The sequence below is a fragment of the Bacillus sp. sid0103 genome (assembly GCF_019219025.1).
In genome coordinates, this window is the sequence record NZ_JAHUWN010000034.1 from 1 (window position 1) to 12,219 (window position 12,219).

10 protein-coding genes are annotated in these 12,219 nt (G+C 40.2%); 4 read left to right on the top strand and 6 right to left on the bottom strand.

The features are described from left to right. Positions 1 to 510: 510 nt before the first annotated feature. The gene (locus KW850_RS27250) at positions 511 to 2,127 is read right to left on the bottom strand and encodes an SWIM zinc finger family protein (RefSeq protein ID WP_218350865.1); all 1,617 of its coding nucleotides are present in this window, start codon (positions 2,125 to 2,127) and stop codon (positions 511 to 513) included. Between the two features lie 318 nt (positions 2,128 to 2,445). On the opposite strand from KW850_RS27250, the gene KW850_RS27255 reads away from it, so the two are divergent. Next, positions 2,446 to 4,398 (top strand): NPCBM/NEW2 domain-containing protein, encoded by a 1,953-nt coding sequence (locus KW850_RS27255; protein WP_218350866.1) that lies wholly within the window; start codon positions 2,446 to 2,448, stop codon positions 4,396 to 4,398. Between the two features lie 827 nt (positions 4,399 to 5,225). Here the strand turns inward: KW850_RS27255 and KW850_RS27260 are convergent. From KW850_RS27260 to KW850_RS27275, 4 genes are all read right to left on the bottom strand, one after another. Beyond that, positions 5,226 to 5,363 carry a hypothetical protein gene (locus tag KW850_RS27260; RefSeq protein ID WP_218350867.1) on the bottom strand — a complete coding sequence of 46 codons (138 nt, stop codon included), beginning with the start codon at positions 5,361 to 5,363 and terminating at the stop codon, positions 5,226 to 5,228. A 498-nt stretch (positions 5,364 to 5,861) separates the two neighbouring features. After that, a complete protein-coding gene (locus KW850_RS27265) occupies positions 5,862 to 6,074 on the bottom strand; it encodes a hypothetical protein (RefSeq protein WP_218350868.1) in 213 nt (70 codons plus the stop codon). A gap of 78 nt (positions 6,075 to 6,152) precedes the next feature. After that, complete coding sequence (locus tag KW850_RS27270; protein WP_218350869.1) at positions 6,153 to 6,575, bottom strand: hypothetical protein; 423 nt, start codon at positions 6,573 to 6,575, stop codon at positions 6,153 to 6,155. A 156-nt stretch (positions 6,576 to 6,731) separates the two neighbouring features. After that, positions 6,732 to 6,893 carry a hypothetical protein gene (locus KW850_RS27275; RefSeq protein WP_218350870.1) on the bottom strand — a complete coding sequence of 54 codons (162 nt, stop codon included), beginning with the start codon at positions 6,891 to 6,893 and terminating at the stop codon, positions 6,732 to 6,734. 265 nt (positions 6,894 to 7,158) lie between these two features. Between KW850_RS27275 and KW850_RS27280 the strand changes: the two genes are divergently transcribed. Continuing rightward, positions 7,159 to 7,866: a PdaC/SigV domain-containing protein gene (locus tag KW850_RS27280; RefSeq protein ID WP_218350871.1), complete on the top strand. Its 708-nt coding sequence runs from the start codon at positions 7,159 to 7,161 to the stop codon at positions 7,864 to 7,866. A gap of 396 nt (positions 7,867 to 8,262) precedes the next feature. Here the strand turns inward: KW850_RS27280 and KW850_RS27285 are convergent, their stop codons facing one another. Further along, positions 8,263 to 9,795: a multicopper oxidase family protein gene (locus KW850_RS27285; RefSeq protein WP_218350932.1), complete on the bottom strand. Its 1,533-nt coding sequence runs from the start codon at positions 9,793 to 9,795 to the stop codon at positions 8,263 to 8,265. 299 nt (positions 9,796 to 10,094) lie between these two features. On the opposite strand from KW850_RS27285, the gene KW850_RS27290 reads away from it, so the two are divergent. After that, positions 10,095 to 11,330: an SH3 domain-containing protein gene (locus KW850_RS27290; RefSeq protein WP_218350872.1), complete on the top strand. Its 1,236-nt coding sequence runs from the start codon at positions 10,095 to 10,097 to the stop codon at positions 11,328 to 11,330. 354 nt (positions 11,331 to 11,684) lie between these two features. Then, positions 11,685 to 12,113 carry a GNAT family N-acetyltransferase gene (locus KW850_RS27295; RefSeq protein ID WP_218350873.1) on the top strand — a complete coding sequence of 143 codons (429 nt, stop codon included), beginning with the start codon at positions 11,685 to 11,687 and terminating at the stop codon, positions 12,111 to 12,113. Positions 12,114 to 12,219 lie beyond the last annotated feature (106 nt).

Here is a 12,219-nt window from a genome sequence, read left to right on the forward strand (position 1 = left end):
ATTTAGGTTAAACTGTATTTGAGTCATAATTAATTCCTCCACATTGTTTTCTTCGCCGTTAACATTGTAACCATGAGGAATTAATTTGACTCATTTTCTTTTTACACAATTATATGGACTCAATCCACAAAAGCCCTCAAAAATCGCACAAAAGCATAATAAAATGGCACAAAATCACAATAGTGTCCACTCCGAGTGGGCAAAACATTAAAAGTGTCCACGGACGGTGCCTGACACCAAACTTGACACCAAACTTAACACCAATAAGTCCATAAAAATCCATATTTCTTTATTATACCCAAAAATGTGTGGTTAGAGGAGGGCGGGGCTTGAAGTTATTCGAATTAATGCATTATTTGTACGTGGTTTGATTAAAAAAGGTAACTAGAAGTGTTTCTAGGCAAAGGATCATAACTCAAATAATGTTTGGTTACACAAAAAGGGAAACCATCAAAAAAAAGCACGAGCCCCGCACCAAAAACCAAAAACAGCGCAGAACTCGTACTATTGCTACCCCTCAATCAACTTACTCCGCTTACACTCTTCATGAAATGCCCGGAGCCGCTTCGTCCGCTCTAGCAACGTGTCTAAGTAATACTCCCAATCATCAACCCGTTTCAACTTCTTATACAGCGTCCGAAGCTTCTTTAAATGCCGCACCGCCATCCGGTAACTGGCCCGGTTCTTCTGATCAATCTCCTTTTGAGCCGTTTGATGCAGCATCCCGAGCAGCACCTCAGGCCGCTCCTTCTCAATCAGCTTCAACCGGTCCTTCGGCAACTCATAATAATCCAAGCCTACAAACGCCTGGAGCTCACCCCAGCGGTCATACTGCTTCCGCTCAAACAACACATACTCATAATCCCCGAAGCTGTACGGCAGCATCGCAAGCAGCGCCCGCTCATACAAATCGACCCGTTCACTCTCCGCACAATAGGGTGCTACTGACCGCAGCGCATTCCGGACAAACGTCGCACAAGAATGATAACCACCGAGCCGCTCCAAATACTCCTTCACTTTTTGCAAAAATAACTCAATTACCGGGCCGACTCGCTTCCACGCCTTCAGTCCCGACAAATAATCAATCCAAAACACCAAATACGGCGCAATCTCCTCATCACTAAACGGCCCGACCAACTTCAACGCCGCCTCATCATTCCCAAGCAAGAAATTCAAATGAATCCCAGCAAGCAAGAGTGGCGCAGGGCTCTCCCAATCCTGGAGCTCCTTCAGCCGCGACTGGATCTTCACCAACTCTTCCTCACGCCATGCCTTCTTTTTGAAAAAATGAATCCACAACAGCCGGTACAAGAAAAACCGCTCATACTGCAAGCCCTGCGTACAGTTCAGGATCTCAAACGTGTCCGCGCGCAACTTATCAACAAACTCATCAAAATCAAACGGCAGCGACTGCACGCCAATCTTTATCGAGAGCTCCTCGGCATCATCCATCAAATTATGGAACAAATGCAAATAAGCCCGCTTCACCGTATCCTCATCATGACCTAACTGATCACTCAAGCGCGCCAACTTCTGAAACGACACGACAATTCCGACCAACTCATACAGCAAGCGCCATTCCTGCTCCACCGGCGCACTCGCATGAATCCGGCGCTCATAAATCCCAAACAACTCCGGAATCACATACGCACTCGTGTACTTCTTCGTCGCCAGCAGCGTATCAAAACTCACCTCAAACGAATGAACCCAGCGCCCATAATCCGGCTTCGAGACCCCATTCGACTTAATCAAATCCTTCGCCGTCTTCATCCCCCAGTTCGAGAAAGCCGTCTTCTCCTTCATCGGCTCACGCCACTCGGTCACCCAATCAGCCACACTGCCAACTCGAGAATACGCACTAAAAAAAACCGCCACCTGATGTCGGCAAAACCCCTCAGCTGGACACGAACACTTACTCAACGACAAATACTCAAATTCCAGCGTCACATAACATGGCGTCACGTCCTGAACCGTCGCTGTAATTTTCTCATTCCATACCTGTAGCTGCTTCACCAGCCCTTGCCGGTACAACATTAACCCCTTCTGAACCAGCCGAGCATCCTCCGTCACCGTAGGGTGCAGCAATTCCCGCACCTGATCCCCAAAAAGCTCAATCTTCTCACTCAAAGGTGTCGACTCCAAAGCCACAACCCCCTTTACAACCCCAAACAAATTTTTTAGAAAAATCCATATTCCTCTATTATACCCAAAAAAGCACCTTTTTGAAAAATGAACTCATAATGGTGCCTGACACTGTGTGAAAAAATCACATGGTGCCTGACACCATTGTGAATTATTCACACATTTCCTGAACCCCCATTGACACCTCAAATGAAACCAAAACTCTTTCGAAGTACGAAAGTTCTGCATAATAGAAAAATAGATTGTTAGCCGACTATTTTCCTATTATAATGGTAGGAAAATAATACAAAAGGTGGGAAAAATGTGTTTCGTTTACAAAGTTTTACTAGATTAATCGTACTATTTTCCTTCGCGATCATGATAACTTTCATCATTGCACCAAAAGAATCTAGTGCGGCAACCGTTACATATTTAGATCAAATGGAACCAAATCAATCCGCAGGGTCGATTTATAAAAATAAGTGGTACAGTCAACCGTTTGTGGATATAAATGGCCGTATCATTGATCGAGGGATTGGGTTTTCACGCGATTATTACTACAAGGCTTTTGCAGCATATAACATAGAAAATATGGGTTATACCACTTTTGATACCCGAATTACCATCGATAAAAATAATACTGGTGGTGATTTTGGTAAAACAGCTGTTGGTATCTATGCAGATGACCACCAATTATATGAAAGCCAGTTGTCAGTAAATAGTGGCAGCCTAAATGTCCATCTAGATCTACCAACGAACACCAAAAATCTAAAGATTATGATTAGACAATTGTCTGGAGCAAAGGGAGTACATAACGTAATCTTGGATAATGCTAGACTTTCAACAGGTGGCAAGGTTTTATCAGTAGGTGAAGTAACCAGCCTAAATACGATTGGAGCAAATGTAATATCAGGAAATTATTATGCGGGTCAATGGTATAATGAACCCTTTCAAGATATAAAAGGAAATATTATCACGGAGGGTGTAGGTTTATATCGCGGAAATGGCACAGGAAGAGTGCAATACAATATCGACCAAATGGGCTACAATATTTTTGAAACCAAGCTATCATTGGATTCAAAATGGACTCTTGGCGACTTTGGAAAAAGTGCCGTTGCTATTTATGCGGATGATTACAAGCTCTATGAAAAACAAATGTCAACGAGTACACCAGTTCAATCGGTTCGAGTAAAAATACCTAAGGGTACAAAAAATTTATTTTTAGTAACCAAGCAAATAGAAGGTGCTCGAGGCACGCAGGGTGTTATTTTTATCAATCCTGTAGTAAAGAAAACAACAGAAGCTCAGCCAGTAGTCGTAAGAAACGCGGATGTGACATCAGTGGGCGCAATTGAATCTAGGAGCTATGCTATTGGACAGTGGTACAGTTCACCATTCCAATATGTCGATGGAAGTTTAGTCACATCAGGCTTCGGTCTCGATTATGAAGAAGGCTATGCTACATTTGATATAACCGGCATGAATTATAACACCTTCACAGCAAAATTATCATTGGATTCAAAATGGTTGGTGGGCGACTATGGAAAAACGAGTGTTTATTTCTACACTAATAACCGCTTGATTTACTCCCAGGGTGTGACAAAAGCGACGGGAATCAAGCCTTTATTCTTGCGCCTTCCAAGTGGGACCACGAACCTGAAAGTAATGATTAGGCAAACAAGAGGTGCCTTGGGTTATCATGGAGTCGTTCTAGGCGATGCTCAATTTAAATACTATTCATACACACCTAGCTTAAAAACAACCCAATTAAAAGCAACCAACAACACGGGTAAAAAAGACGTTGTCACCATTACAAAGGTAGTAAAGGGCGACATCATCAAAATCTACAACAGCGTTGGTAAACTATTAGCAGCTCCAAAAGCGACTGGCTCAACCGTAACGGTATACCTTCCGCAAATCGGTCCGAAAAGCGGCAAGCTTTATATCGCAGCCAAGCGAGGAACGTACTTGGACAGCTCTAAAACAGCCGTGAGCTTTGGCGGTGAAAAAACATCAACATCCAAGCTGAAAAAAGTAACCATTAAAAACTATAAAAATAGATACGACACGATCACAGTCAGCAACTTGCAAAAATACGACATGATCTATGTCTATAACACAACAGGCAAAGTCATCGCCACCAAACAAGCAACTTCATCGACGGCAACGATTTATATCAAGCAACTAGGCAAGACAAAGAGCTATGTCTATCTAGCAGCAAAAGGCTCGGGCATGACCACCAGCACCAAAGTGAAAGTTTACTTTAAAAGCGAGTAATAGTTAAACCCCTTCTGAGATAGAAGGGGTTTTTGCATAAGTCCTGAATTTTTTAGAAGTTTGTGGTGGAAACGAGGGTTTGGACAGTAAATAGGGGGAAGTGGATAGTAAATTAAGAGAAGCAGACAGTAAATTTCAATAGCGGACAGTAAAATAAAATAGGTGCAAGTAATAGAAAATTCAGCGTAATTTTGACTTGGTTCCTCCCAAAAAAAAGAGCCAGCCCTCACATTACGGGGTTGGCTCGAACCTTGTGACATCATTTTTTGATAGAGTAGAACAATATTCAAACAAGTGCGTAAGATAGCTGTTAAGCTCAAAACCTTCCTCATTAGCATACTCCGACAATAACAATGGATCTTCCTTCATCCTCATTACCCCCTTGAATATGTACTTACCATCATTATTACCAAACTATCATTCTCTTAAACATAAAAAATGGTAATTTTAAAAGTGTTTTGGCGGAAAAGTAGTCAAAGTTGGCGGAATCATGCCACAGTTCGGCGGGATCCGCATCCAAATTGGCGGAATTACTCCACAGTTTCGCGGAATCCACGTCCAAGTCGGCGGAATCCACACTCCATAAGAGAGCAGCAACCCCAAAATCACCTCAATCCATCGTCTATCAGCGAATTTAAGCATTCAATCTGCGAATTTAGGCTCCGTATCAGCGAAATTCCCTATTCAGTCAGCGAATATAAAAACCATCCCGCATTTCAGAAAGGAGCAGTCCAACCGTAGATTTAGAGAACTACCTTCCTTTTAATCGGAATGACCGATCATCTGGCCCCAACACTATATACAAAAAAAGAGCCGCCCCCTCAGATCTAAGGGGTTGGCTCCATCTTCGTGACTTCTGTATTTGATAGACTAGAAATATATTCAAATAAACTCGTAAGATAGCTATTAAGCTCAAAACCTTCCTCATTCACAAACTCCGATAATAACAGCTTATTCTCCTTCACCCTCAAAACCCCCTCGAAAATCGTTCTATCATCAGTATCGCCAAACTATCACTCTCGTATACACTGTTTCTCCGTAAATTTTGCAACTAAGCTTACCTCAATCAATTCTGAAAGAACCGAAAAAACAAGTAAAAATGTATTATAGAAAATAGACCGTAGAGTAGGAGGAAGGATATGAGATTCATAGAAAAACGGCTTGGCGGTTTGATGATAATGGAGCTGCACGTTTCCGATAGGAACCTATTTAATAGCAGACCTCCTGGGCGAGGAAATAGCTGATTCAATTACATTGGAGTGGACAACTCAAAAAGGCGCACCGATAAAAAATATTTATCATGGTCCAAAGAGGATTTAATGGAGACAGCAAAATCATTCGAATAGCAGAAAAAGAGGCGACTCCGAGTAAGTCTCCTCTTTTTTATCGAAAATCAACAATATTTTTATAAAAGTATTAAACATTCCTCATTCGCAAACTCCGACAATAAGAAAAATAACAAGCTAATAGTAAGGATAACCATATCCATAATGATGGTAACCATAACCATATGGAGATAAAAATGGGCTGCCAAACATTCCACCCATAGCCCCGCCTAAGAAAGGTGCACCGAAAAATGGCCCCCCATAGTGAAAAGGGTGGTGGTAAAAAAGATGAGGTCGTAGAAATATCCGTCTTACATCATTTTTATTAAATAAGTCCATTGGTGTTTGCATGTATAACCCATTCCTTTTTTCAATGTAGTTAAAACATCTAACAATTAATTCGTAATTCCAACATCCTATAAATAACTTTTATGGGATGTACTCTGTCGGTACCGATTTCTTTTTTTCCTCCATAATGATTTGCCTACCTGCGTTTGCTTCTAATACAAGCCCTAATGATTGTAACCAATCTCCAAAATTGGTGATTTCTTGTGCTTCCAACGTGAGCGCTTCGTCATCGGTTAGCACCTGTCCTGTAACACCAATTCCTTCAAAAAACTGCCCCATGGTTTGAATCAATACTCCCAAAAATATCTGCCTTTCATTGGCATCCGATCTGACTTCCTCATCAATCAACATAATCTTAGATAAGTAATATGCCTCCAGTACTTGACCAATAAATTGAATCCAGACTGCAACGGAGACTTGTTTTTCAAGTTGTAACACCAATTCCTTATTGTCAGAATTACTATTTTCCTTGGTTGCCTTTTTATCTTCCGTTTGAGCACTCACTGTAATTCACTCCATTCTTTATATCCTTATGCAAATATCTAGGGGAATGCCTTTATAAATTTGCCATTTTAGTCAATAAAGATTTGATCGGACCTTTCCTTGAAGAACAAAAAAGCCGCCCAATATGGCAGCTCAATCTTACTTTTAATACAATTCTTACGAAATACCACCATTACTATTGTTATTTTCTGGTGGATATTCCCTTAACTTCTCTGTGAGTTGACCTTCAGTAGGGGGAGTCGACCCATATTTTTTATCAAAATAAACAGCAATTCCAGCCAATATAATGACAGGGGTAAATATATATATCCAAATCATGCTAACACCTCCATAATCTAAAAATGAATTACTAACATTGTATAATAAATTTAACTTTTTTTTACAATTATTTGTTAAAAAAACCAAGTTGTAGATAATGGACGTACAGTGCAATATCCCCTTATTTCAACTGCATGCCTCTAGCAAAATTGTTGTAACTTCCTAATATACATTTCGTCTAAATAACAAAAGGGTTAATGGTCTAACAAGGTTCAAGCAAAGAATATCTTTACTTATATCATAAATTGGAAATAGGAGGGGTTAGATGAAAAAACGATCATCTTTTTGGGGAATGATCTCGGCATTTCTATTAGTAATGGTTTTTTCTTTTTCTTCTTTCGCACCAAGTATAGACGCTAATGCAAGTTCTCAAAAAGCTAAGTTTACAAAACATTCGTATAAAGGGATTAATTTATTAAGATATCCTCAAGTTTATGGAATCAACAAAAAGGCTGCCAGTCAGATTAATTCCACATTAAAAAAAGCTGCTGCAAAATCATACAAATCTTACCTTAATGTAAAGAAGGAAGAAAAAAAGGTTCCAAGAGAAGAGTTATGTAAAAAAACTGCTAGGTGCAAATATTCATTTAACTCTCTATACGAAGTAAAGTATAATTCAAATGGTAAACTTAGTATCTATTATTTAGAATACACGTATAAGGGTGGGGCACATGGAAAAAGTCATGTAACAATGTACAATTTTGACCTTTCCACCGGTAAACAATATAAAATTAATAATCTGCTTAAAACATCTAGTAAGTATAAAAAAGTACAAAAGTATGCGTTTAAATATCTTAGTACACACGAACCGTATTCCCGTTCTATATCTCAATTAAGCGACGTTACAGTTAACAAAAACACGCAATTCTCGTTTGCGAAAGACGGAATTTATCTTGTATTTCAAGAAAATGAAATTCCATCATATCCTGATGGGAATCCATTTATAAAAATTCCAAAGTCAGTTTATAAATAAGTGACATCAATGGGCGTAAGATCATTTCTTACGCTTTTTTTTTTACATTCAGATAGTAATTACATAATCACTCTATCGCGAAGAGATGTGAGAGGATTAGGCAATCATTTGGCATGAATATGATAACGGTAATCCACGTCTCATTACAATTAGTTGAAAATATTTTCCCCTCCCCAAAAATTCATATGGTCCCATTACAGTTATGGCAGCGATATGGAATAAGTCGATGAAAAAAAACGCTCAGGGCTTATGCACTGAGCGTTTGTTATGACAATTATTGTGTTCATTTGCTTGTAATTTTATTTTGAGTTTCTATTACTAATGGCAATTTTGTGCTTCAAAACCAAACCCGTTAATGATTTGGCAGCCTCAATTAAATCCACATTGGTCAATTCCTTATCGAATAACCATAAACGGTCTCATCATCTCATAATCCTCGTGCTCGAGCATATGACAGTGCCAGACATACAAACCTGTAAAAGGGCCAAACTTCATAATAATTCGAGTGACCTGGTTGGGGTCAGCGCGGACCGTATCCTTCCAGCCGCGTTCTTGTGGTTCGGGAGGAAGTGGCGGACCTGTGTAATGGATCGTTTTTTCCTTGTTATACCTGTCAACATCGAAATTCCGCCGGTCTATGACTTGGAAATCAATTAAATGAATATGGATAGGGTGGGAATCCGGAGATAAATTGATCAGATACCATATTTCAGTGGAGCCCAATTTCGGATTCTCAGTGATCGGGTCATCCCACTGCTTGTTATCCAATAACATCAAGGCCCGACCATATCGATCCATATTGTCAGTTAAAGTAAGGTTTCGTGACTTGGAAGCGGATTGTTCATTCATCAACGGGTAAGGCATCATATACGCTGGAATCACACTCGTATCGACATTCGCCAGGGGCTGTGTCACTCTAAGCTGCATTACGGTGCCCGTATGTTCATTGACTGGATCACCACTTGGAAATGGAGCAGGAGCATCGTTTGTCATGATAATATTTTTCCCCTCAAGATTGGTAAAATCAATGATCACATCGGCTCGTTCTGCCGGTGATAACAGGAGTTCGTTGACACCAATAGGCTGCTGCATCAATCCTCGTTCCGTCGCAATTAGATACATCCGTTGTCCCGAATCAAGCTTGATCCGAAAAAAACGACTATTCGCTGCGTTGAGGAGCCGAAAGCGATATTTACGTGGTTCGACATTTACATAGGGGTGCACTTTACCATTCACCAAGATGGTGTCGCCAAAAAATTCAGGAACGACGGACGTTTCCAATTCTGGGACAGGTTTTTGGGGCTGCTTCGGGTAATAAAGCGAGCCATCTTGATTGAAAGTCTTGTCTTGAATGACAAGCGGGACGTCATATTTCCCACTTGGTAAATTAAATGACCGCTCCAGTGGATCTCTGATCAGATAGAACCCGGCCAAGCCAGCATACACATTAAGTCGTGTGATCCCAAGGGTATGGTCATGATACCAAAGGGTGGATGCTCGATCGCAATTATCATATTGATAGACTTGCTTTTTAAAAAAAGGACCCACCTTTTCGAATCCCTTTGTAAACCAAGCCTCCGGGTAGCCATCGCTTTCCCATTCAACACAAGCACCATGGACATGGACGACCGTTCGAACTTCCGGGACATCCTTATGGGCACCGTGTACCGTATAGTCGACAGGCAAGAGATGCTTGTCGGGCAGATCGTTTATCCACTTGATAAACACTTTTTCGCCGCTTTCCACCTCTATCGTTGGCCCCGGGTAGCTGCCTTCGTACCCCCACACGGTTGTATCATTCAACTCACGATGGAGGGATTGCTTAAATTCTGTCATCTTCACTTCATAATACGTATAGACCGAATCCTTCCATTGAGGTTTTAAAATCGGGGGAATCGGCAGTTCATCTACAAATTTAGAGAGCATTATCGTTCCGCTCCTTTATAAGGGCTTGATTCCTGTTTGGTTTTTCCAAAGATAAGTTCTCATCACAGTAATGTATGACGCAAATTTCGAAAATATATCAATGAAAAAGCGGGGAGGATCCGTCGAATCAATACTTTTTCAAAAAAACAATCATGTTTGCGACAGAAAATGTTGGGAATTGTCGAACAATACAGAGGGGGGTAAAATGTCATGGGCCGCATTTCATGACAACCATAATCCTATCCCTGTTAATCCAACGACTGAAATTTACCCCTAATGAGTGAATAGGAGAACTAGTGAACATGACGAAAAAATTATTTGTAAATGGCGAATTAACACAAAGCAGGAAAGAAACGCACGGAAAACACAAGCACCCAGAATTTACTTCAAGAATGGAAAAACGCGAATATGAAAAGAACACTCATTTTTTTGATATTCGAAATGTATTAGATGTCAAAGGATTCCTAAACGATATACGTGCCGATTGGAATACATATGTGGCACAAATCAACCAATGGATTCAAAAAAGCCCGGTAAAAAGACTTGTCGTAACAGGCATCTTTACCATTGTCCTTAGCTTTTTTGCAAGCACTTCCAATGCAGCTTTTATTAAGGAATATACATATCAGGTGAAAAATGGCGAAAAAATTGAAAACATCGCTGCAGAACATGGAATAACCGCACAAGAAATTTTAGAAGCGAACGGGATCACGTCCATTAACGGTAAAAAAATTCTTTTACCAAAAGTACATAACAGAAACGTTACCGCCACCACACTAAATGTTCGGTCCCAACCCAACACGAAAAGCAGTATCATTGGCACCTATCAGAAAGGGGATGTTGTGAAGGTTTCATTCGTAGAAAACGGATGGGCCGGCATTCTCATAAAAGGAAGAGTATGTTTTGTGAGTGCCGATTATCTTACCACACCTGGTGAAACGACTAAACCAGCTGTAACTCAACCCAAAACTATGTATGTAACGGCCGATTCGCTCCGAGTTCGAGAGGGTGCCTCCACGAGTAGTACAGTCCTAGGTTCGGTAAAATTAAACGATATGGTGTCTGTAAAATCATCAATGAATGGTTGGGCACAGATTAATTTTAACGGCAAAGTAGCGTTTGTTAATAAAACCTATTTAACTACCAATAAACCAGCAACAACAAAACCAAGTTCAACCGTGTACGTGATTAAGCCCGGTGACACGTTTGCAAAAATCGGTAAAGCCTTAAATATCTCTGTGGCATCCATTCAGAAACTGAATCCAACGGTGGACTCATCCAAGTTAACAATTGGACAAAAAATTAATATCCCTGCCACAACTGTACCGACAACTGCTAATCAATTAATAGTAGTAGCTCAAATTGGAGAAGTTGACTCAAAAGGAACGTTTCGTTTTACAACCTCTACCGGAAGCAGCTATGTTGCCAAAGCATCAGGCGGCTTGCTAAAAGAAGTAATGACCCATCGTGGGAAAAACGTAACCCTCACACTTGAAGGAAAAAGGGGTCAACAAATGACTTTACTCTCTCTTCAATAAAATCGTACCAATAAAATTAGCCTCCAGTGTGAGGCTTTTTTTATTGGATCGTTCTGGTTTTAGAAGAAATAGTGGATCTTAAAAGGGGTTTGGCGGAAAAGTAGGTAAAGTTGGCGGAATTACATCCCAGATTGGTGGAATCCGCATCTTAATTGGCGGAATCCCTCCACAGTTTGGCGGAATACACGTCCAAATCGGCGGAATCCCTACTTCATAAAAGTCAGGAAGGCCAACATTTAGCTATATAAGAAGTTGTATCTGCTGACCTTATCATTCGAACGAAGCAGGATAGTTTACCAAGTTGCACGAATTAATTAAGTGGAACTTTACACAAATGATAAGGGGATATATGAAGTGAAACCTAATGTAAAAATCATGAAATCAGATTCGGAAATTATGTTTACTTTCAGCACGATCAAACAACTACGTCCGCATTTAACAGAAGATAATTATTTAGAAAAAATCAAACGAATGCAAGATAAATATGGTTATAATTTAGTTGCCGTGATTGAGGATAATGAAGTAAAAGCAGCAGCTGGATATAGGATCACGGAATCTCTAGCCTGGGGAAATTATTTTTATATAGATGATTTCATTACAAATGAGAAAAATCGTCGTAAGGGTTATGCAAATATCTTATGGGAGTGGCTAATTGATCAAGCTAAGATAAATGGTTGTGAACAATTCCATTTGGATTCTGGTGTACATAGACACGATGCTCATCGATTTTACCTGAAAGGTAGATTAGATATTACTTGCCATCATTTTCAAATGTCTTTTTAACTAATAATAGGTAATGATGGGGGATGCTGCGGCAATCCCTCTTCTTGTTGTGCTACAAGGCTGAAGAGTGTAACGTATTATTACTATACAATAATAATAGATACTT

What these genes read in the sequence shown, in the direction of transcription:
- KW850_RS27290 (WP_218350872.1), top strand. Translation starts at nt 10,095, where the DNA reads ATGACGAAAAAATTATTTGTAAATGGCGAATTAACACAAAGCAGGAAA.
- KW850_RS27275 (WP_218350870.1), bottom strand. Translation starts at nt 6,893, where the DNA reads ATGATTTGGATATATATATTTACCCCTGTCATTATATTGGCTGGAATT.
- KW850_RS27280 (WP_218350871.1), top strand. Translation starts at nt 7,159, where the DNA reads ATGAAAAAACGATCATCTTTTTGGGGAATGATCTCGGCATTTCTATTA.
- KW850_RS27265 (WP_218350868.1), bottom strand. Translation starts at nt 6,074, where the DNA reads ATGCAAACACCAATGGACTTATTTAATAAAAATGATGTAAGACGGATA.